General features: G+C 67.6%; 24 protein-coding genes and 1 tRNA gene. 9 read left to right on the top strand and 16 right to left on the bottom strand.

Annotated elements, in window-relative coordinates; genetic code table 11:
- Positions 1–3: 3 nt before the first annotated feature.
- Complete coding sequence (locus tag SFU54_RS04610) at positions 4–387, bottom strand: hypothetical protein (protein WP_319015128.1); 384 nt, start codon at positions 385–387, stop codon at positions 4–6.
- A 135-nt stretch (positions 388–522) separates the two neighbouring features.
- On the opposite strand from SFU54_RS04610, the gene SFU54_RS04605 reads away from it, so the two are divergent.
- Positions 523–957, top strand: a complete 435-nt coding sequence (locus SFU54_RS04605; RefSeq protein ID WP_319015127.1) for a nitroreductase family deazaflavin-dependent oxidoreductase — start codon at positions 523–525, stop codon at positions 955–957.
- Between the two features lie 9 nt (positions 958–966).
- On the opposite strand, the gene sufU is transcribed toward SFU54_RS04605, so the two are convergent.
- The 3 genes from sufU to SFU54_RS04590 form a co-directional block, all read right to left on the bottom strand.
- The gene (sufU, locus tag SFU54_RS04600) at positions 967–1,428 is read right to left on the bottom strand and encodes a Fe-S cluster assembly sulfur transfer protein SufU (RefSeq protein WP_319015126.1); all 462 of its coding nucleotides are present in this window, start codon (positions 1,426–1,428) and stop codon (positions 967–969) included.
- Entirely contained in the window at positions 1,425–2,720 is a 1,296-nt protein-coding gene (locus SFU54_RS04595; RefSeq protein WP_319015136.1) for a SufS family cysteine desulfurase, read from the bottom strand. Before SFU54_RS04595 ends, sufU begins: the two co-directional genes overlap by 4 nt.
- A 167-nt stretch (positions 2,721–2,887) precedes the next feature.
- The gene (locus tag SFU54_RS04590; protein ID WP_319015125.1) at positions 2,888–3,871 is read right to left on the bottom strand and encodes a DUF389 domain-containing protein; all 984 of its coding nucleotides are present in this window, start codon (positions 3,869–3,871) and stop codon (positions 2,888–2,890) included.
- Positions 3,872–3,922: 51 nt separating this feature from the next.
- On the opposite strand from SFU54_RS04590, the gene SFU54_RS04585 reads away from it, so the two are divergent.
- Complete coding sequence (locus SFU54_RS04585; RefSeq protein ID WP_319015124.1) at positions 3,923–4,222, top strand: Dabb family protein; 300 nt, start codon at positions 3,923–3,925, stop codon at positions 4,220–4,222.
- A 3-nt stretch (positions 4,223–4,225) separates the two neighbouring features.
- On the top strand, positions 4,226–4,819 hold the full coding sequence (locus tag SFU54_RS04580; protein WP_319015123.1) for a hypothetical protein: 594 nt from the start codon (positions 4,226–4,228) through the stop codon (positions 4,817–4,819).
- Positions 4,820–4,855: 36 nt separating this feature from the next.
- Here the strand turns inward: SFU54_RS04580 and SFU54_RS04575 are convergent, their stop codons facing one another.
- From SFU54_RS04575 to SFU54_RS04565, 3 genes are all read right to left on the bottom strand, one after another.
- A complete protein-coding gene (locus SFU54_RS04575) occupies positions 4,856–5,389 on the bottom strand; it encodes a YbaK/EbsC family protein (protein ID WP_319015122.1) in 534 nt (177 codons plus the stop codon).
- A 77-nt stretch (positions 5,390–5,466) separates the two neighbouring features.
- The gene (locus SFU54_RS04570) at positions 5,467–5,655 is read right to left on the bottom strand and encodes a hypothetical protein (protein ID WP_319015121.1); all 189 of its coding nucleotides are present in this window, start codon (positions 5,653–5,655) and stop codon (positions 5,467–5,469) included.
- A 59-nt stretch (positions 5,656–5,714) separates the two neighbouring features.
- Positions 5,715–8,069 carry an excinuclease ABC subunit UvrA gene (locus tag SFU54_RS04565; RefSeq protein ID WP_319015120.1) on the bottom strand — a complete coding sequence of 785 codons (2,355 nt, stop codon included), beginning with the start codon at positions 8,067–8,069 and terminating at the stop codon, positions 5,715–5,717.
- A gap of 93 nt (positions 8,070–8,162) precedes the next feature.
- Here SFU54_RS04565 and SFU54_RS04560 point away from each other — a divergent pair, with 93 nt between their 5' ends.
- Positions 8,163–9,596 carry an NAD(P)/FAD-dependent oxidoreductase gene (locus tag SFU54_RS04560; protein WP_319015119.1) on the top strand — a complete coding sequence of 478 codons (1,434 nt, stop codon included), beginning with the start codon at positions 8,163–8,165 and terminating at the stop codon, positions 9,594–9,596.
- Positions 9,597–9,634: 38 nt separating this feature from the next.
- Here the strand turns inward: SFU54_RS04560 and SFU54_RS04555 are convergent, their stop codons facing one another.
- Positions 9,635–9,979 carry a hypothetical protein gene (locus SFU54_RS04555; RefSeq protein WP_319015118.1) on the bottom strand — a complete coding sequence of 115 codons (345 nt, stop codon included), beginning with the start codon at positions 9,977–9,979 and terminating at the stop codon, positions 9,635–9,637.
- 39 nt (positions 9,980–10,018) lie between these two features.
- Here SFU54_RS04555 and SFU54_RS04550 point away from each other — a divergent pair, with 39 nt between their 5' ends.
- Positions 10,019–10,624, top strand: coding sequence for an XRE family transcriptional regulator (locus SFU54_RS04550; RefSeq protein ID WP_319015117.1), 606 nt, complete (start codon positions 10,019–10,021; stop codon positions 10,622–10,624).
- Complete coding sequence (locus SFU54_RS04545; protein WP_319015116.1) at positions 10,617–11,522, top strand: EamA family transporter; 906 nt, start codon at positions 10,617–10,619, stop codon at positions 11,520–11,522. The genes SFU54_RS04550 and SFU54_RS04545 overlap by 8 nt, the downstream gene beginning before the upstream one ends.
- On the opposite strand, the gene SFU54_RS04540 is transcribed toward SFU54_RS04545, so the two are convergent.
- Entirely contained in the window at positions 11,463–12,461 is a 999-nt protein-coding gene (locus tag SFU54_RS04540) for a squalene cyclase (protein WP_319015115.1), read from the bottom strand. The two genes, SFU54_RS04545 and SFU54_RS04540, sit on opposite strands and share 60 nt — an antisense overlap.
- Positions 12,462–12,850: 389 nt before the next feature.
- Between SFU54_RS04540 and SFU54_RS04535 the strand changes: the two genes are divergently transcribed.
- Entirely contained in the window at positions 12,851–14,056 is a 1,206-nt protein-coding gene (locus SFU54_RS04535) for a Fic family protein (RefSeq protein ID WP_319015114.1), read from the top strand.
- Between the two features lie 124 nt (positions 14,057–14,180).
- Here the strand turns inward: SFU54_RS04535 and SFU54_RS04530 are convergent, their stop codons facing one another.
- Together SFU54_RS04530 and SFU54_RS04525 are read right to left on the bottom strand one after the other, a co-directional pair.
- The gene (locus SFU54_RS04530; protein ID WP_319015113.1) at positions 14,181–14,561 is read right to left on the bottom strand and encodes a nitroreductase family deazaflavin-dependent oxidoreductase; all 381 of its coding nucleotides are present in this window, start codon (positions 14,559–14,561) and stop codon (positions 14,181–14,183) included.
- Between the two features lie 3 nt (positions 14,562–14,564).
- Positions 14,565–15,275 (bottom strand): TetR/AcrR family transcriptional regulator, encoded by a 711-nt coding sequence (locus SFU54_RS04525; protein ID WP_319015112.1) that lies wholly within the window; start codon positions 15,273–15,275, stop codon positions 14,565–14,567.
- A gap of 100 nt (positions 15,276–15,375) precedes the next feature.
- On the opposite strand from SFU54_RS04525, the gene SFU54_RS04520 reads away from it, so the two are divergent.
- Complete coding sequence (locus SFU54_RS04520) at positions 15,376–16,053, top strand: DUF4386 domain-containing protein (RefSeq protein WP_319015111.1); 678 nt, start codon at positions 15,376–15,378, stop codon at positions 16,051–16,053.
- 111 nt (positions 16,054–16,164) lie between these two features.
- Here SFU54_RS04520 and SFU54_RS04515 read toward each other — a convergent pair whose 3' ends face one another.
- The 4 genes from SFU54_RS04515 to SFU54_RS04500 form a co-directional block, all read right to left on the bottom strand.
- Positions 16,165–16,407, bottom strand: coding sequence for a hypothetical protein (locus tag SFU54_RS04515; protein WP_319015110.1), 243 nt, complete (start codon positions 16,405–16,407; stop codon positions 16,165–16,167).
- Positions 16,404–16,712: an RHS repeat-associated core domain-containing protein gene (locus tag SFU54_RS04510; protein WP_319015109.1), complete on the bottom strand. Its 309-nt coding sequence runs from the start codon at positions 16,710–16,712 to the stop codon at positions 16,404–16,406. Before SFU54_RS04510 ends, SFU54_RS04515 begins: the two co-directional genes overlap by 4 nt.
- 64 nt (positions 16,713–16,776) lie before the next feature.
- Positions 16,777–16,852: transfer RNA gene (locus SFU54_RS04505), tRNA-Ala, on the bottom strand.
- A gap of 60 nt (positions 16,853–16,912) precedes the next feature.
- Positions 16,913–17,848, bottom strand: coding sequence for a hypothetical protein (locus SFU54_RS04500; protein ID WP_319015108.1), 936 nt, complete (start codon positions 17,846–17,848; stop codon positions 16,913–16,915).
- A gap of 105 nt (positions 17,849–17,953) precedes the next feature.
- Here SFU54_RS04500 and SFU54_RS04495 point away from each other — a divergent pair, with 105 nt between their 5' ends.
- A complete protein-coding gene (locus SFU54_RS04495; RefSeq protein ID WP_319015107.1) occupies positions 17,954–18,658 on the top strand; it encodes a hypothetical protein in 705 nt (234 codons plus the stop codon).
- Between the two features lie 29 nt (positions 18,659–18,687).
- Here the strand turns inward: SFU54_RS04495 and SFU54_RS04490 are convergent.
- A partial coding sequence (locus SFU54_RS04490; RefSeq protein ID WP_319015106.1) for a GNAT family protein occupies positions 18,688–19,122 on the bottom strand: 435 nt, incomplete at its 5' end.

Raw genomic sequence — 19,122 nt, 5'->3', positions numbered from 1 at the left:
CGCTCAGTCGTAGACCTTCACGACGAACCAGCGCGCTGGGTCGCCCTCGTCGCGCACGTCGAGCACGCAGCTGCGGCCGTCGTCGGCCGTGGCCTGAAAGCGCCAGCCCGTGCAGGTGCGAGGGGCCATCGCGAGGGCCTGAGCATCCACATCAAGGCGACGCCACCACGAGACGGGCTCGGTGATGACGGTGGGCCGATCGGTGACGCGCCAGCGGGTTCCGGCCCAGACGAGCCGCATGGGGCGGCCGTCGGGGTCGGCCCACACGATCGCTACGGCGTCGGACTGCGGGGCGGTTTCGAACGGCAGGGCGGTTTCGAACGGCAGGGCGGTTTCGAAAGGCAGGGCGGTTTCGGGGTCGGGGGTGCTCTGAGCGCGAGCCGGCACGGCTGTCTCGCCTTCGTGGTTGCGCGCGCTCCGGCCCGGCGCAGTTCTGACGGGATGTAGTCGAACATACGTTCGAGTGCCGACATTACGCCGCCGGAGCGCGACACGCCAAGCAGAGGGGATTAGCCTCGAGACATGCCGCTAACCGGAGAGTATGCACCGAGCACGTCGCCCTGGGCGCGCGAGCAAGCCGAGCTTTATGAACGCACGAACGGGGCCGAGGGCAACGACCTGCGTGGGCGACGCATCATCGTGCTTACCACTCTCGGGGCCAAGACAGGGATGCTGCGCAAGACCGCCCTCATGCGCGTCGAGCACGACGGCGACTACGCCGTGGTCGCCTCGAAGGGCGGCGCACCCGACAACCCCGTGTGGCACTACAACCTGCTCGCTCATCCGCTGTGCGAACTGCATGACATGAGTGAGAAGCATGACTATCGGGCGCGCATGCTCGAGGGCGACGAGCGCGCCCTCTGGTGGGATCGCGCGTGCGCGGTGTGGCCCGACTACGCGGCGTACCAAGAGAAGACCGAGCGGGTTATTCCGCTGTGGGTTCTCGAGCGTGCCTAGCCAGCCCCGCTAGCGCGAGCGGCGCTGCAGCAGGTCTTCGGCCGCGACCCACGCGAGCATCGCGCACTTGACGCGCGCGACATACTTCGAGACTCCGCTCAGGGCAGCCGCGTCACCGAAGCGCTCTTCGTCGAGCGGCGTTGCGCCGCGCGACCGCAGAGCCTCACGAAACTCGTCGATGAGCGCCGTCAGGTCGTCGGGCGTCCACGCGGACCCCTCCTCGACCGACTCTTCGGCGAGAGTCGCGAGCAACGACGCACTCGCCTGAGAGATCGAGCAGCCGGCACCCTCCCAGGCGACCGCGTCGATGTGCGCGCCCTCGGCATCCCACCGCAGGGCGAGGGTGATCTCGTCGCCACACACGGGGTTGCGCTGGTGGCTCGTCTCCTCCCCCGCGTCGAGGCCCACACCGTGCGGGTGCTTCGAGTGGTCGATGATGATCTGCTGATACAGCTGCTCGAGCCCGCTCACGACATTGCTCCTTCACTGAGCCCAAAGAAGGGGCGGATGCTCGCCACGGCCTCGAGCGCCCGATCTACCTCGTCGGCCGTCGAGTGCACGCCGAGACTGAGCCGCAGGCTCGCCGTGACCCCGAAGCGGCGGTGCAAGGGCTGGGCGCAGTGGTGTCCGACGCGCGCCGGGATGCCCGCTTCATCGAGCACCTGCCCGGCGTCGTGCGCGTGCACGCCATCGACGACGATGCTCGCGAGACCGACGCGCGGTGCCGGGCTCGGAGCACCAAGCACCCGGATGTTCGGGATGTGCGCGAGCCCATCGAGCATGCGCTGCGTCAGAGCGTGCTCGGTCGCGGCGATGCGGTCGAGCCCGAGGTCGCTCACGAAGCGCACGGCTTCGGCGAGCCCAATCGCTTGCGCGATGCGCGGCGTGCCCGGTTCGAAGCGCTGCGGTGCGGGCAGGTAGTCGGCGCGCTCCATCGTGACGGTCGTGATCATCGAGCCGCCATACAGGAATGGCGGCAGGGCGTTGAGCAGCTCGGCGCGGCCGTACAGCACACCAATGCCCGTAGGGCCATAGAGCTTGTGGCCGCTGAAGACGGCGATGTCGACGTCGAGCTCGCGCGGCCGCAGCGGCAGGTGCGGAGCCGACTGGCACGCGTCGAGCACCACGAGCGCGCCCACGGCCCGCGCGAGCGGCACGAGCACGTCGAGTGGCAGAGTCGCACCCGTCACGTTCGACACGTGCGCGAGAGCGAGCACGCGCGTGCGCTCGCCGATGAGGTGCGCCGCGGCCTCGAGGTCGAGCGATCCGTCGTCGAGCACGGGGATGTAGCGCAGAGTCGCACCCGTGCGCGCCGCGAGTTCTTGCCACGGGATCAGGTTGGCGTGGTGCTCGAGCTCGGTAACGAGAATCTCGTCGCCCGCGTGCAATCCGTATGCCGCGGCCGCCGCGCTCGCACCTGCCCCGCGACCGATGCTCGCCGTACCCAGCGCGTAGGCGACGAGGTTGAGGGCCTCGGTCGCGTGGCTCGTGAAGACGACATCGTTCTCGTCGACGGCGAGAAAATCGGCGACGGTGCGGCGGGCATCCTCATACAGCTCGGTCGCTTCGCCGGCGAGAGTGTGGGCTCCGCGGTGCACGGCGGCGTTTGACTCGCGGTAGAAGGCGCCCTCGGCCTCGATCACGCGCAACGGCTTCTGGGCCGTCGCGGCCGAGTCGAGGTAGGCGAGCGGATGCCCATTGACCTCGCGCCCCAGAATCGGAAACTGGGAACGGATGCTCGCGAGCTCGTCGCTCGAAAACACCGCGCTCGAGGCCGTCGTCGCCGCGTGCCCGGCCGGAGAGGAGGCAGCCGGAGTCGCAGCGAGAGAAGTCACCCCACCAGGGTATTCGCTGCGCCTGGTCGCGCGCCCTGTGCGGGCCGATGTTCGCTGCGCGCTGATCCCGCTGCGCTTGCCCTGCCGCCGGGCGATTAGTCGCCGAGTTCGACCTGGTACACCGGAATGAGCACGATTGTGACGTTCTCGGTCGCGACTCCGCGTTCGGCGAGAGCAGCCTCGAGTGCGGCGGTATCCGGCATGGGCAAGGGGCCCTCGACGGTGACCGTCAGTTCGAGGCTTGAGTAGTCGATGCTCTCGAGACTCCAGCCCGTGTCCACGAGCCACGCGTCGACCTCCTGGTGCACCGCCGATTCGATGATCGACTTCGCACCGATCTGGAAGCTCGTGACCGAAAGCGGCAGGCCGATGATGACGAGCATGACGGCCAGCAGAATGGCGGGCTTGCGCAAGCTCGCGCGGTGCGTTCCCTCGGCGACGCCGACAGTCGACAACTTGTTGACGCCGTAAAACGACATCACGACGATGCCCGTGGCGATGATCGCCACGACGTTCGTGACGAACAACAGCATCGCGCCGGCCGCCTCGCCGAAAGCCCCCGACTCGAGGGTGAGGCCCACGACCGTGAGCGGGGGCACGAGCGAGATGGCGATCGCCACGCCCGGCAGGGTGTCAGAGATATCGCGACGCACGAGGGCGACCGACCCGACAACGCCCGTGCCGAGCGCGGCGAGCAGATCGATGAGGCGCGGGCTGACTCGCCCCGCGACTTGCGAGTTCGTCGCCGCGACGACGTCGCCCGCCACGACGAGCCCAATGACAAAGCCGATGGCAATCGCGACTCCCGCGCCGGCCACGACGAGCAGCAGCGAGCGTACGAGGTTCGACCGATCGCCGAGCACCGTTGCCAGCATGGTCCCCTGAATCGGCCCGAGCAGGGGTGCCACGATCATGGCGCCGATGACCGCGGCCGTCGAGTCGGCCACGACGCCCGCTGAGGCGATGACCGACGACAGCACCAACAGCATCCAGAATCGCGAATAGCGCGCCCGGGCTTCGGGGCCGTCGAAAAAGACCGACTCCCGCATTTGCAGCGGCGTAGAGAATCTCGACTCCATGGGCAGAATCTAGCCCCTGCGGGGCTCGACGCCCATCCCTATAGTGAGAGCATGATCCGCCACATCGTGCTCTTCCGCCTGGCTGCCACCGACGAGGTGCAGCGCCGAGACGACGCCCACGGCATTGCCGAGCGGCTGCAGGCTCTAGAGACGCAGATTCCAGGCATCGTGAGCATTCGCGTCGATCGTGACCTCGGACTCGTCGATGGACACTGGGATGTCGCTCTCGTCTCGGAGCACGACGACAACGCGGCGCTCGAGGCCTACCAAGTGCACCCCGCGCACAAAGAGGTTGCCGCTTACATCGGCACGGTCATCACCGACCGCGCCGTCGTCGACTACTCGGTCTAGCCTGTGGCCACGTCGGCCGACGATCGCGAGGCCAACCCTGTGCCCGCGGCCGACGCTGAACTCGTCACGCCCCGCATGCCCCTGTGGATGCTCGTCGGGCCCCGCGAGCACCTCACCGTCGACCGGCTGCGGTTGCGGCTCGCGGCCTACGTCTACGGAAACATCCTGGTTCTCGCGGCCATCGTGCTCGCCACGGGCAAGTCGATCGTCGGCGGCGAAGCGGCCGTGTTCGTCGCCGTGACGGCCCTCACCACCTACGTCGCGCACATCATCGCCCACACCGTCGGGCAGCAATTGGGGCGCGAACGCGGCGGCCATCGTGCGCACATGAAGGATGAGATGCGCGACGCCCTGCCGATTCTCATCTCGGGTCTCGTGCCCGCGATCATCTTGCTCGTGGCAACCCTCGAGGTCGTGCCGACGCAACTCGCTCAGCTTGCGGCGGCGCTGTGGGTCGTCGCGCGCATTGCCCTCATCGGCCTACTCGTCGAGCGCCTGAGCGGGCAGAGCCCCACCTGGCGCACGTTCAGTGGTGGGCTCGTGCTCGCCCTGCTGAGCGCGATCATCGTCGTGCTCAAGGTGTTGTTCGCACACTGAGGGTGACCGGCGCGCGCACAGCCGGGGCGCGGGCGCTTAGCGCTGCGCGATCGCCGCGACCGTGGCGCCCGGCAGGGCCGCGAGGTACTCGCCCGTGACGAGCAACTTGGCGCCGCGGAGTCCTGCGCCGACGATCAACGGGCCACTTGCCGCGACCGCCTCGTCGACAAGAATTGGCCAGTCACTCGGCAGGCCCAGAGGAGTCACGCCGCCGTACTGCATTCCGGTGGCGTCGATCACGGCGTCGAGGGGCGCGAAGGACGCGCGGCGTGCGTCGAGCATCCGTCGCACCGCCCCGTTCACATCGATGCGATCGCTGCCCAGAATCATGCACGCGACGAGCGTGCGCGTCTCGCCGCGCTTGGCCTCGACGACAACACAGTTGGCGCCCTGCGAGGGGTCGACCTCGTAATGCGCGCAGAACGCGGCGGTGTCGGCAAGCTCGGCGTCGATCTCGCCGACAAGCACACGGTCATCGGGATGCGCCGCGAGAAACGCCCGCACGGGCTCGGCGAGCAACTCGGGGTGCTCTGCCGCGGGCGCGAGGGTGAGCGTGCCAAACGTCGTCATGGCACCAGTCTCGCCGATCGAGCGGGCACCCGTGGTGCAGCGAAAGCGCGCCGCAGCAGCGGCGGCGCGCCGTCAGCTCACACGCCGAGCGCAGTCAATCCGCCGAACACGGCGTAGGCGGGCCAAACGATCGCCTGCAGCAGCCCGAGGATGACGCCCCAGAAGCTGCCGTCGCTCTGACCGATGAAGTAGATCGCGGCGCCGATGTAGGCGAGCAGCCCGAAGAATCCGAGCGGTGCTGCCTGTTGCATGCCTTTGTTGGCCATGGAGTCCTCCTGGGGGTTGAGCCCAGGTTAGGGGCTGCCTGTGCGCGCGTGCACGGGGGTTAACCCCCGATGTAGTCGGCGAGGTGCTGGCCCGTGAGCGTCGAGCGCGCGGCGACGAGTTCGGCCGGCGTGCCCTCGAACACAATGCGACCGCCGTCGTGACCCGCGCCGGGGCCGAGGTCGATGATGTGGTCGGCGTGCGCCATGACGGCCTGGTGGTGCTCGATGACGATGACCGACTTACCGCTGTCGACGAGGCGATCGAGCAACCCGAGCAGGTTCTCCACGTCGGCGAGGTGCAAGCCCGTCGTGGGCTCGTCGAGTACATAGATCGCACCCTTATCGGCCATCTGCGTCGCAAGCTTGAGGCGCTGACGCTCGCCACCCGAGAGGGTCGTGAGCGGCTGGCCGAGTGTGAGGTAGCCGAGGCCAACATCGACGAGGCGATCGAGAATCGCGTGCGCGGCGGGCAGCTTCGCCTCGCCCGCGGCGAAGAACTGCTCAGCCTCGGCGACGGGCATCGTGAGCACCTCACTGATGTTCTTGCCGCCGAGCCGGTATTCGAGCACCGCGGCCTGAAAGCGCCGACCCTCGCACTCTTCGCACACGGTCGAGACCGTGGCCATGGGCCCGAGGTCGGTGAAGATGAGCCCATTGCCGTTGCACGCGGGGCACGCGCCCTCAGAGTTGGCGCTGAACAGCGCGGGCTTGACGCCATTCGCCTTGGCGAAGGCCGTGCGAATCGGGTCGAGCAAACCCGTGTAGGTGGCGGGGTTGCTGCGGCGCGATCCGCGGATGGCGCTCTGGTCGATGGCCACGACTCCGTCGCGGTTGGCGACCGAACCGTGGATCAGCGAGCTCTTGCCCGAGCCCGCCACGCCCGTGACGACGACAAGCACCCCGAGCGGAACATCCACATCGACGTCTTGCAGGTTGTGCGAGTTCGCGCCCCGCACCTCGAGGGTGCCCGTGGATGCCCGCACCTCGCTCTTGAGCCGTGCGCGGTCGTCGAGGTGCCTGCCCGTGAGGGTTCCGCTGGCGCGCAGCCCCTCGATGGTGCCTTCGAACACGATCTCACCGCCGGCGGTTCCCGCGCCGGGGCCGAGGTCGACGACGTGGTCGGCAATGGCAATGGCTTCGGGCTTGTGCTCGACGACGAGCACGGTGTTGCCCTTGTCGCGCAGCTGCAGCAGCAGCTCGTTCATGCGCTGAATGTCGTGCGGGTGCAGGCCCACGGTCGGCTCGTCGAACACGTAGGTGACGTCGGTGAGCGACGACCCGAGGTGGCGGATCATCTTGGTGCGCTGTGCTTCGCCGCCCGAGAGCGTTCCCGAGGGCCGGTCGAGCGAAAGGTAGCCCAGGCCGATCGTGACGAACGAGTCGAGCAAGCGCCGCAGGTTCGCGAGCAGGGGCGCGACCGAGGGCTCGGTGAGCGCGGCGGCCCACGCGGCGAGGTCGCTGATCTGCATGGCGCACGCGTCGGCGATGCTGGTGCCGGCAATCTTCGATGACCGCGCGCCCGCGTTGAGGCGCGTGCCCTCGCACTCGGGGCATAGCGTGAAGGTGACGGCGCGCTCGACGAAGGCGCGAATGTGGGGCTGCAGCGCATCCACGTCTTTCGACAGCATCGACTTCTGAATCTTGGGCACGAGACCCTCGTAGGTCATGTTGATGTTGTCGATCTTGACCTTGACCGGGTCTTTGTAGAGAAAGTCGTTGCGCTCGGCCTCGGTGAAGTCGCGAATCGGCCTCGCCGGGTCGACAAAGCCCGAAGCGGTGAAGATGCGCACCATCCAGCCGTCGACCGTGTAACCGGGAATCGTCAGGGCGCCGTCGAGCAGCGACTTCGAGTCGTCGAACAGTTGCGTGAGGTCGATGTCGTTGACGCGGCCCATGCCCTCGCACCGCGGACACATGCCGCCGAGATAGACCTCGTTCTCGACCGTCGTGGTCGTGCCCGTGCTCGTCGTGCGCGTGCCGCTCGTCTGGCTTGAGGGGATGTTGAACGAGAACGCGTTGGGCGAGCCGATGTAGGGCTGGCCGAGCCGCGAAAACAGAATGCGCAGCATCGCGTTGGCATCGGTCGCCGTGCCGACGGTCGACCTCGAGTTGGCTCCCATGCGCTCTTGATCGACGATGATCGCCGTCGTCAGGCCGTCGAGGCTATCGACATCGGGCCGCGCGAGGCTCGGCATGAATCCCTGCACGAACGAGCTGTAGGTCTCGTTGATCATGCGCTGCGACTCGGCCGCGATCGTGCCGAACACGAGGCTCGACTTGCCCGACCCGCTCACGCCCGTGAAGACCGTCAACCGCCGCTTGGGCAGGTCAACGCTCACGTTCTTGAGGTTGTTCTCGCGCGCGCCTTCGACGCGAATAATGTCGTGGCGGTCGGCGGGGTGCTGGTCGGTCATGTGCTCAGTCTGCCGCGCTGGGCCGACGGTCGCGAGCCGCGCCTGGGCACGACCCGCGACGCGCGCGCAGGCTCATGCGGCACAATCAGCCTCATGGCTTCTGCCCCCGCCCCCGATGTCGACGCCGTCGTCGTGGGCTCGGGGCCGAACGGGCTCGTCGCCGCGGTCACGCTCGCCGAAGCGGGACTGCGGGTGCTCGTGCTCGAAGCGGCAGAGCGGCCGGGCGGCGGCTTGCGGAGCGAAGAACTGACGCTGCCCGGGTTCGTGCACGACCTCGGCGCGACGGTGCACGCGCTCGGGCTCGCCTCGCCGGCGATGCGGGCGCTCGACCTGCAGCGCGACGGTCTTGAGCTCGTGCATCCGCCCACTCCCCTGGGCCACGCGATCGACGCGACTCGGTCAGCGATTCTGCACCGCGCGATCGACGACACCGCCATCGGCCTCGGCCGCGACGGGCGCGCATGGCGACGGATGCTCGCGCACCTCTCCACGAAGTGGCCGGGCCTCGCCGCCTCGGTGCTCGACCCGACGCACCTGCCGCCGCACGCTCCGCGCGAGTTGTTCGCGTTTGGTGTGCGCGGGCTGTGGCCCGCAACGCTCGCCGGGCGCACGGCGTTTCGCGACGAACCGGCGCGAGCTCTCTTCGCCGGGCTCGCGGCGCACGCGGCTGTTCCGCTCGGGCAGCCGCTCACGACCGGCATCGGCCTCATGCTCGGCGGCCTCGCGCACGGAGTCGGCTGGCCCGTCGCTCGCGGCGGCTCGCAGTCGGTCGCCGACGCGCTCGTCGCCCGCCTGCAGTCACTCGGCGGCGAGCTGCGCACGGGCCACCGCGTCACCTCGCTCGCCGAGCTGCCGGGCGCGCGCATCATCATGCTCGACCTCACGCCGCGCCAGGTGCGCGCGATCGCGGGCGATGCGCTACCCGCGCGCTACGCCCGCCGCCTCGATCGCTGGCGCTACGGCGCGGGAGTTTTCAAGGTCGACTGGGCGCTCGACGGCCCCGTGCCGTGGGCCGACCCCGCGCTCGCCAGAGCCGGAACCGTGCACATCGGCACCGCCGAACAGGTCGCGCGCACCGAACGCGAGGCCGCGCACGGTCGCCACGTTGACGACCCGTGGGTGCTCGCCGTGCAGGCCACCGTCGCCGACCCGACCCGCGCCCCCGCGGGCAAACACACGCTGTGGGCATACTGCCGCGTGCCGAACTCGTCAACGGTGGATGCTCTGCCCGCCATCGAGGCCCAACTCGAGCGCGTCGCCCCCGGCTTTCGCGAGCGCGTGCTCGGCCGGTATGCGTCGAGCCCCGCAACCCTCGAAGCCTGGAACGCCAACCTCGTGGGCGGTGACATCGGTGGCGGCGCCACCGACCTGCGGCAACTCGCGGCGCGCCCGTCGCTCTCGCTCTCGCCGTGGGCCACGCCCGTTCCGGGGCTGTTTCTCTGCTCGTCGTCGACGCTGCCCGGCGGTGGCGTGCACGGCATGGGCGGGTACAACGCGGCTCGGGCCGCGCTCGCGCGGATGGGCTGAGTGTGCGACGCTAGGCGCTTGGCGCAATGCACTCAGCCCTAGGCGCCCAGCGCTGGCGCCCCGGGCGGAACGTGGGTGAGCCCGAGACTCGGGTGGCCGTAGACCGACTGCACCTCGGCGATCACAACGCGATACTCCGCAATCCAGTTGTCGGCGAGCCCTTTGGCGATGCGGTGCGTGTCCATGGCAATGAGCTCGCGCAGGGCATCCGCGGTCTCCCAGTAGTAGACCTCGCTGTGCAGCCCGGTCGTGTCGTCATGCCAGGCCTCTTCGCCCATGAACCCGGGAATCGCTCGGGCCCGCTCAGCGATCTCGTCGTTGAGTTCGCGAAACCGCTCGTCGAGCTCGCGCAAGGCGAAGATGAACGTGGCACTAACCGTCATGAGCACCATCATGCACCCACAGTGCACTATCGTGCACTCATGGAGATCGAGACGGATGCCCTCGCCCGCGTCATCGGAGCGCGCGTGCGGCACGAGCGCTCGGCGCGCGGGTGGACTCTCGACCAGCTTGCCGCCGCCGCGGGAGTCAGCCGCCGCATGGTCGTCAACGTTGAGCAGGGTGGCGTCAACCCGAGCATCGGCACCCTGCTCAGGCTGAGCGACGCTCTCGGCGTTGGGCTCCCGGCGCTCGTTGAACCACCCTCTCAACCCGACGAGCGCGTGACGCGCGCCGGCACCGCTGCCGTGCTGTGGCGCGGCGAACACGGGGGCTCGGGTGCGCTCGTCGCGGCGAGCGCGACCCCCGAGGTGTTCGAGCTCTGGCACTGGACCATGCACCCGGGTGAGCGCCACGCGAGCGAGGCGCATCTCCCCGGCACGCGCGAGCTGCTGCACGTGCTCGAGGGCGCCATGCGCATCGAGATCGACGACCGCGTACACGAGCTCGGCACCGGCGACGCCCTCACCTTTCGCGGCGATGCGCCGCACAGCTATGCCTGCGCGGGCGAATCCGCCGCGCGATTCTCCCTCACGGTGCTCGAACCGGGTGCGAGTACGACGATCTCTCGAGGAGCATCCGATGAATAACTCCACTCGACCCGCTCCCCCAGCCTGGTCACTCGCCGTCGTGGCGATGCTGCTCATCCAGTTGTCGAGCGCGCTCTCGGTGACCGTCATCGACGCGGTCGGCGCCGGCGGCGCCTCGTGGCTGCGCATGTGTTTCGGCGCACTGTTCTTGCTGCTCATCGTGCGACCGGACCTGCGCAGCATCCGTCGCGCCGACGTGCCGAGCCTGCTCATGCTCGGAACCGTCACGGGCCTCATGACCACGCTCTTTCTCGCCGCACTCGAGCGCATTCCGCTGGGCACCGCCGTCGCGATCGAGTTTCTCGGGCCGCTGACGGTCGCGGCCGTCATGAGCCGTCGGCGCCGGGCGCTCGTCTGGCCGGCCCTCGCGTTCGTCGGAGTCGTGCTGATGACCGAGCCCTGGCAAGGGGCGACGGATGCCCTCGGCATCCTCTTCGCCGTGCTCGCCGGTGCCTGCTGGGGTCTCTACAACCTGCTCACGCAGCGCGTTGGCGATCGCTTCAGCGGCATCTCGGGCCTCGCCTACACGAACCCGATCGCGGCCGTCGTGACGACGATCATCGGAATCCCCTCGGTCATCGGTGGAACGCCCACGCTACCGATCATTCTGCTCGCGGCCGGCATTGCGTTGCTCACTCCCGTGATCTCGTTCGGCCTCGAGATGCTCGCCCTGCGGCGCATGACCCACACGGCGTTCGGCACGCTGCTCGCGATCGAGCCCGCGTTTGGGCTCATCATCGGCCTCATCGTGCTCAGTCAGACTCCGGGGGTGCTGCAGCTCGTCGGCATCGTGATCGTCGTCATCGCGGGGGCCGCCGCGCAACGCGACGGAACACGCTCACGCCCCGCTGTCAGCTCCGACGGCGCCATCCCACCAGCGCAGAACCCGCAGCGATAAGAACGTGAGCCACGGTGAGGGCTCGCCCACGGGCACGTCGAGCTCGAACCAGACGCGGCCGGGGTGGCGGCGCTCTTGCGTCCAGGTTCCGTCGGGCTGCTGGGCGGTACGAATAATCCCGATGGCGTCGGATGCCCGCTCGTCGGGCGGCGTGCCCTCGAGCAGTGACGACCGTCGCAGGTAGTCCATGACGTTGAGGGCGCTGTAGACGTGGCGGAACGGGTAGCCGAAGTTGGTTGCCCAGGGCGCCACGAGTTCTCCGGTTGACTCGCGGTAGAGCATCCGTCGCCGATAGAGGTATTCGTGGGCTTCGTGGCGCACGGCGCGCAAGCGGGTGTCGCCCGTGCGTTCTTCCCACTCGAGGATGCCCTTGAGGGCGTTGAGCGTCGAGTGGAAGCTCGCGCGCGTCGAGCCGTCGACCCACTCGCAGTTCCAGCCGCCCTCGGCCATCGCGTGCTCGGCAAACCACGTTGCGATGCCATCAACATCAGCACCGAGCCACGCCCCGTTGGCGAGCGTGAAGCCGTTGATGCACGCGTCGGTTTCGCCGCCCCAATAGGGCAGGTCTTCGTATTCCCAGCGGCAGTTGGCGGCGAGCTTTTCGGCGGTGCCGGCGAGCGCCGCGGCGTCGAGGCCGAGCTCGCGCAGGGTCAGCAGACTCCAGGTCGTGGCCGTCCAGGGCTGACCGTGTTGTGCCTCCTCGCTATCCCAGTCGAACTCGGCGGGAAAGTAGGCGCCGCCCGCCCACTGGCCGTCGGGGTCTTGATGCGACAGCAGCTCGGCGCCCATGCCTTCGGTCGCAACCCGCGCACGGGTGGCCTGCCACACGGCCTCGGGCTCATCGAGCAGGTCGCGCTCGACCTGCCAGCGCAGGGCCGGGTCGGTGTCGAGCATCCACTGCAGCAGTGTCGGGTCGATCGGGGTGGGGTCGTTCGCCATGCCGCGAGCGTAGTCCGGGTCTGCGGCAGGATTAGTGTTCTTGCGTTCAATTTGCGCGTCATGTTCAGCGTACGGGCATGCGATTTATCTTCGATTTCTCGGCGATGTGTTGACAGATACGATGCGCTCTTGCCGCTACTTGGGTAGTCGTGCCGTGAAGTGCTCTAACCCTCGTCTTGCGGCAGGGACCGTCAATGGAAGGGCGGGGCCGAGCTCCTTATGGAAGCGCCGGCCGAGGGCATTGCGAACGCGTAGCAAGAAAGCGCACATGCCTGAGAGCCCGCGGTTCGTTGGTTGCCCCGCTGCGAATCTGATGAGGGGGCGCCTCGTGGCGGCGCCCGCACTTGGTGTCGGTTGATAAGTGCAGAATTGAGCCAAACGGAGGTCAGATGGCGACAACGATGACGGTGCGCGAGTTAGCTGCGATGGCAGACAAGGACATTGAAGAGGTACTTGTCACGCTCTGGTACGCAGAGATCGACTACGTGACCGAGCCTTCTTCGTTGATTCGAAGAGATGACCTAAACACCGCCTTGCGCGCCTGCCAACTTCCAGCACGCGGCGATCGACGTCGCAAGTCTTACTGGGCCCACCAGATGAACATCACAATTGAAGAGATCGATCATCTACTTGCTTCCTTCGGTTATGACTCACCGGAGCTCGCACGAAATCTTCCCAAAGGGGCCTCGGCCCGATTTGAACGGATCGTCAAGGAACGCCCGGCGGCTTCCCCTGCAGCGCCTGCCGATCCGGTCGAATTACCCGCTGCTCCTCCCATCGTTTGGAAGGTCATCGGACAGAAAGAGTCCACTTCGTTCTTGACGGTCGACGAGGTGCGGTCCATTCACGAAGCACTAGAAAATGACGCAAGTGAGGCGAACGACCCGATCTGGCCGCCTGGCGTCAAGAGTGAAGACTCGCTCGCCAGTGCAATCTCACGGCCACAAACAGGCTTGGGTGTGGAGCCAAAGTACCCCACGGTGGAAATGGCGGCCGCGGCGCTAGTCCACTCCCTCGTCCACAATCACCCTTTTCACAACGGCAACAAGCGCACTGCGCTCGTGAGCATGCTAGTGATTCTCGACCGGCACAACCAATGGCTACGTGACTCGATAGACAAGGACGTTCTGTTCAAGTGGATCCTGGGGGTTACCAATCATCAAATCCTCCCGAAGGGTCTCGACTATGACCGTATTGCCGATCGTGAGGTGCTAGCCATCGCAGAGTGGATTAGGAAGAACTCGCGCCCGGTATCCAGATCAGAGCGGCCCATTACGTGGCGAAAGCTGCGGGGAATCCTTGAGCACCAGTTCGGCTGCAGAGTAAGCAGCCGCGGCACCGGCGTTTTGGTCGAGCGAGCGATTCTTGAGAGGGGCTTCCTTGGACGAAAAAAGTCTACTCTTCGCCGCTTCCAATTCGTCCCTGCCGGCGAAGGCCGCGAGGTGGGCCTTGGCACAATCAAGCAGCTTCGTCGAGAACTTGAACTCGACGAAAGCCACGATGTCGACTCAGTCATCTTTTACGGCGATGAGCGAACTCCAGACGAGTTCATCGTTAGGTATCGTGCACTCTTGCGAGCCCTGGCAAGGGTGTGAGCCAAGACGTTGTCGATGGCTCAGGGGGCTGAGCCGCGAAGAGTTCAGAGTTGCACAAACTTGACACGAATCGGCCGTGAGAGAGCTCGCGCAACTGAGCACCGCCCTATCGGGGCCCGGTACCTCAGTGCTCCGATTCCACCACGTCGGTCAGCAGGTACTGCTCGAGCTTGAGCCACTTCGGCGGACGCGGCGCCCCCTCCGGAAGCAACGCGAACGCCGCCTCGGCGTCGATGAGCCGCGGGTTCGTCACGACCACCTCGGTGCCTCCCGTGCGCAGTCGCGCCGAGCCGGCCGCGAGCACGTTGCGCACCCAGTCTGACTCCACGCCATAGACGGGAACGAACAGGTAGCCGCCGTCGATCGGCGTCGGCTCGAGGGGCGTGAGGTACTCGCGGCCCGACGTGCGGCCCACGTGCACGAGCACGGGCCGCACGCCCTTTTTGAGGGCACCGGGGTTGAACATCCACTTGTTCATATGGGCCCACCAGCGTGGCATGGGCATGAGTCAGGCCTCCGATCGGGCGGCCTGGTCGAGGCCATCGAGCAAGAGCCCGAGCGTGAACTCAAATTCGGTTTGTGAGTCACACCAGCCGAGCGTCGCGTCGCTCTCGGCGTGCAGTTCTTCGGCGACCATTGCCGCCGTGTGCGGAAAGACGTCGGCCATCGCAGCGATCATGGCGGGGTCGAGGGCGTCGAGCTCGGCCGGCGCCTCACCGCTCGACGTGCCTTCGGCCGGCGGACTGAACGGCTCGTTGACGAAGCCGAGCGCCATGCTGCTCAGTGCGTGCATGCCCCGGTGGGCGACGCGATACGAGAGCCCGCCCCGAATCATGGCGGCGAGCACGGCTTCGAAGACGGCCTGAATCTCGAACGGAATCGCGCGTCGCGACGTAATGAGCGAGGGCGCCCACGGATGCCGCATCATGACGCGGCGTGCCGCCAGACTGCGGGCTCGCACCTCATCGCGCCAATCGCCCGCGGGCTCGACGGTGGCGCTGGCTGACTCGGCCAGAATCTCGCGCGCGATGAGCTCAACGAGTCCGTCGAGAATCGCGTCTTTGTTGGCGAGATGGTGATAGATCGACATGGCCTCAACCGTCAACTCGGTGGCGAGGCGACGCATGCTGACAGCCGCGAGGCCCTCCGCATCGGCAATCTGCATCGCGGTCGCGAGTATTCGGTCGCGCGTCAGAGGTGCTCGAGGTGAGGGGGCCACGGCGTCCTTTCGTCACCTTCAGTCTTGCGGTTCCTTACGATGTAAGGCAACCTTACGCCATAAGGTTGCGAATCGCGCAGCCCCCACGAACGGAGATCCCATGCACCCCCTCACGCGAACCGCCCGCCTCACGGGCGCCTTCTACCTCGGCCTCGCCGTCACCGGCGCGCTGAGCTTCTTGCTCATCCGCCCCCAGGTCTTCATTACGGGCGCAAGCGATGCCGTGCTCGAGGCCCTCACCGGCAACCTCCCGCTCGCGCGACTGGGCCTGCTGCTCGAGCTCGGCGTGGTCGTCACGCAAGTGCTCGCGGCCCTCTGGTTCTTCGCGCTCTTCCGCTCGATCAACTCGTTCGCGGCCGGAACGCTCACGACCTTCGGCCTCATGAACGCCGTCGCGATTCTCGGCAGCGCCGTCGCCCTCAGCACCGCGACCACGATTGCGGATGCCGGCCTCGCCGACGCCGCCCAGCAGGTAACCCTGCTCATCACCCTCTCCGACGGCTTCTGGGCAGTCGGCACCGTGTTCTTCGGCGCGTGGCTCATCCCGATGGGATTGCTCGTGATGCGCTCAGGCTTCGCCTGGCGCTGGATCGGCTGGGTGCTGCTCGTGGGCGGCGCCGGCTACCTCGCCAACATCGTGCTCATCACCCTCGCGCACGAGACCACCGCGGTCGCCGACCTGCTCGTCATCCCCGCCACGATCGGCGAGTTCGCGATTCTGCTCTCGCTGCTGATTCGCGGGGTGCCTGCGCGGGCCCTCGAGGTGCCGTCACGCTGACGCCGCCCCACCAAGCGGCAGGTTGTCGAGACTCCTCCGTTGCTTGCCGGGTACACGCACGACGAACCCCCGCCACAGTGAGCTGGCGGGGGTTCGTGAAGAACGGCGACGCTAGGCCGTTTGTGCTGGATCGGCAGTCTTGTCGCGCACGCCGGTTTGCCAACGTCGCGTGGAAACTAGCGAGACCACGGGCCCGACAAGGGGGACAAGAACGATGAGCAACACCGAAAGCAATTTGCCGCGATAACCCTTCGACCGCACTAGCGATACCAGAGCTGCGACAACGAGGGCGAGGTTGACGATGACCGCAATAGTCCAAGCAACGTCAATAGGCCCGGGAATGAGAGGGTTCATGACCGGATCGTACGTGAAGGCCATCCGTGTACCGGGTTGTTGTACCCATACGTATACGCGTGCAGGTGCGCGGGAACCTCAAGGTTCAAGATCGGGTCAACCGAGATGAAGCATCCGGTCACGGGGTCGTAGTAGCGAGCCCCCAACAGAGTCAGCCCAGAATCAGCATCTCGAGTCGCACCCAAGAAGCGGTGATCGCCCGGAACATCCGCATCGGTATTGCCCCGAATGCCGCCGAACGGATCAGAGTAGACGCGGGCAACACTGGTCGACGTCCACTCGGTGTTCGGAACCGCAGCGAGCACCGACGGGCCGGTATCGGCCGTTCACGAAAGCGCGCGTCGAGAACCGGAAGAAAGAGCTAAGTGGTGGTGGACCTGAGGGGATTCGAACCCCTGACCTCCTCGATGCGAACGAGGCGCGCTACCAACTGCGCCACAGGCCCGTGGTGCGTCGACCACATTACCATTCGCGCGCGAGGCGCTCGACCGAGTGCGGGGCGGGCTTAGCTCGCCGCGCGACGGCGCTGCAAGACCTCGTCGAGGTCGGGCGCGCGGGTCGGCAAGCCGTCGACGAGTCCCATGCCGGCGAAGCGGCTCGCGGCGGGGCGCTCGACGCGCGGGGCCTCACCATCCGTCACGGTCGACGGCGCTGCGGTGCGGTCGACGGATGCCGCGGCGAGAGCCGCCGCGCGCTGCGCCCGCTCGGCTTCGGCCGCCGCGGCAGCGAGTGCGGCCGCGTGGTCGAGAGCCGGAGCCACGGCCCCAGCAGGCACGACCGGAGCGCTGAGGTAGCTCGGCTTGGGCAGCGGCACGGGTGTCCACTCGCGCCGCGCACCGGCGGGAGCCCGGCGAACCGGGGGTGCCAGGTCGACAAACTCGGGGGCGGCCACACCCGCCACGGGAGCCGTGCGGCGGCGTTGCGCGCGCGCAAGACCCGTGAGCAGCATCCCGCCGCTGATGGCGACGAAGGCCGCGAAACCGGCCCAGGCCCACGCCGACAGTGAGACGGCGACACCGATGCCGATGAGGGCGAGCAGAGTCGTGAGGGAAGTGACGGCGCGCGACCGGCGCAAGCGGCGCTGGCCGAGGCGGGCGGCATCCATTTCGGCCATGAGGCCCGGAGCCGACTCGGTGAGCCGCGCCCGAAGCGCGCGCTGCGCCGCGGCCTCGCGCGCACGTTCGATCGCCGCGAGCTCGCGCTGACGGGCGGCGAGCGAACGTTGCTGTGCGGCGACATCACGCGCCGTCAGCTCGGCGCGCACCGACTCGGGAACCTCAGCCGCGTGGGCCATGATGCGCAGGGTTTGCTGCAGGCGAATGGCGTTGCGCTCGGTCGCGAGGTATTCGCGACGACGCCGCCACATGGGCACGAGATAGAGCAACCAGAGCGCGGCAGCGATGACGATGAGGATCGCCGTGCCGCCACCCGTGGTCTCCATGCGGTAACGGTACGATTCTGAGGCCGATGCGGTCGGCAGGTCGGCGGAGTGTCTGCAGACCCGAGGCCGCATCCCCTCCCCTCCCTACTCCTCACGAAGGACACCATGTCGTCGACCCCTGCCCCCGAAACCGCCGCCGAGCCCACCGCTGCACCCGAGAAGAGCGGCCTGCGCGCCTTCTTCGGCAACGCCGAACTGCTCATCGTGATTCTGCTCGGCATCGTCTCGGTCGCCACCGCCTGGGTTTCGTTCCAGGCCGCGCTCTACGACGGGCAGACGGCCAAGGCGCTCTCGCAGTCGCAAAGCGCCACGGCCGAGGCCGAGTCGCTCTACCTCGAAGGCAACCAGGAGTATGTGCAAGACGCGCAGACGCTCGCGCGCCTGACCGAACTGCAGGCGCAGATCAACGCGGGCGACCCGGTCGCCGCCGAGGTCTATGACGCGCTCTACTTCGTCGCCGTGAGCGAGCACTTCGGTGCCGCCATTGAGCGTGCCGACGAGATCAACGCGGCCGACACCGAGTTCTACACGAGCCCCCTCGACGACGAGGAGTACCAGAGCGTGCTGTTCGGCGCCTACGGCGAGAAGAGCGACGAAGCCATCGAGCTCACGAAGCAGGCCGATGAACTCGACGCTCGCGGTGACTGGCTGACGCTCACCACGGTGCTCATGGCCATCTCGCTGTTCTTGCTCGGTGTTGCCGCCGTCGTGCGCACGCGCAAGGTGCAGTACTCGCTCATCGTCATCGGCTCGGCGATCTTCGTGTTCGCCGCGGCGATCATGTTCTCGATTCCGATGACCTGGGTCTAACAGCCGACGAGCCTGCCGCTCGCGTGCGCTCAGCGCGCGGGCGGCAGGCTGATGCCGCGTCGCGCGGCAATGAGGTCGATCTCGGGCACGGTTGCCGCACCCGGCGGCACGCGCCCGGTCTTCCAGCGCCGAAGCACGCCCTGCGGCACTTCTTCGACCGTCAGCGCGAAACAGAAGTGGTCGCGCCAGTCGTTATTGATGTGGATGTAGCGGCGCCGCAGCCCCTCGTAGCGAAAGCCGAGCTTCTCGACCACCCGCAGGCTCGGCCCAGTCTCGGGCCGAATGCAGATCTCCATGCGGTGTAGTCCGACGGTGAAGAACACGTGGTCGGTCGCGAGCGCCACGGCCGTGGGCGTGAGCCCGCGCCCGGCAAACCCCGCACCCACCCAATAGCCGATCGTTGCCGAGGCGAGCGAGCCGTAGGTCATGCCGCTGACATTGAGCTGGCCGGCCAATCGGCCTTC

Source organism: Microcella sp. (assembly GCF_033763155.1).
Lineage (GTDB): Bacteria > Actinomycetota > Actinomycetes > Actinomycetales > Microbacteriaceae > Microcella.
Note: the sequence above shows the minus strand (reverse complement) of the source record. Positions and strands in the feature narration are given on the sequence as shown.

Bases quoted from the DNA above. Each gene is read 5' to 3' on its own strand.
- SFU54_RS04605 (WP_319015127.1), top strand. From the start codon at position 523: ATGCCGCTAACCGGAGAGTATGCACCGAGCACGTCGCCCTGGGCGCGC.
- SFU54_RS04590 (WP_319015125.1), bottom strand. From the start codon at position 3,871: ATGGAGTCGAGATTCTCTACGCCGCTGCAAATGCGGGAGTCGGTCTTT.
- SFU54_RS04585 (WP_319015124.1), top strand. From the start codon at position 3,923: ATGATCCGCCACATCGTGCTCTTCCGCCTGGCTGCCACCGACGAGGTG.
- SFU54_RS04575 (WP_319015122.1), bottom strand. From the start codon at position 5,389: ATGACGACGTTTGGCACGCTCACCCTCGCGCCCGCGGCAGAGCACCCC.
- SFU54_RS04570 (WP_319015121.1), bottom strand. From the start codon at position 5,655: ATGGCCAACAAAGGCATGCAACAGGCAGCACCGCTCGGATTCTTCGGG.
- SFU54_RS04565 (WP_319015120.1), bottom strand. From the start codon at position 8,069: ATGACCGACCAGCACCCCGCCGACCGCCACGACATTATTCGCGTCGAA.
- SFU54_RS04560 (WP_319015119.1), top strand. From the start codon at position 8,163: ATGGCTTCTGCCCCCGCCCCCGATGTCGACGCCGTCGTCGTGGGCTCG.
- SFU54_RS04555 (WP_319015118.1), bottom strand. From the start codon at position 9,979: ATGACGGTTAGTGCCACGTTCATCTTCGCCTTGCGCGAGCTCGACGAG.
- SFU54_RS04550 (WP_319015117.1), top strand. From the start codon at position 10,019: ATGGAGATCGAGACGGATGCCCTCGCCCGCGTCATCGGAGCGCGCGTG.
- SFU54_RS04545 (WP_319015116.1), top strand. From the start codon at position 10,617: ATGAATAACTCCACTCGACCCGCTCCCCCAGCCTGGTCACTCGCCGTC.
- SFU54_RS04540 (WP_319015115.1), bottom strand. From the start codon at position 12,461: ATGGCGAACGACCCCACCCCGATCGACCCGACACTGCTGCAGTGGATG.
- SFU54_RS04535 (WP_319015114.1), top strand. From the start codon at position 12,851: ATGGCGACAACGATGACGGTGCGCGAGTTAGCTGCGATGGCAGACAAG.
- SFU54_RS04530 (WP_319015113.1), bottom strand. From the start codon at position 14,561: ATGCCCATGCCACGCTGGTGGGCCCATATGAACAAGTGGATGTTCAAC.
- SFU54_RS04520 (WP_319015111.1), top strand. From the start codon at position 15,376: ATGCACCCCCTCACGCGAACCGCCCGCCTCACGGGCGCCTTCTACCTC.
- SFU54_RS04515 (WP_319015110.1), bottom strand. From the start codon at position 16,407: ATGAACCCTCTCATTCCCGGGCCTATTGACGTTGCTTGGACTATTGCG.
- SFU54_RS04500 (WP_319015108.1), bottom strand. From the start codon at position 17,848: ATGGAGACCACGGGTGGCGGCACGGCGATCCTCATCGTCATCGCTGCC.
- SFU54_RS04495 (WP_319015107.1), top strand. From the start codon at position 17,954: ATGTCGTCGACCCCTGCCCCCGAAACCGCCGCCGAGCCCACCGCTGCA.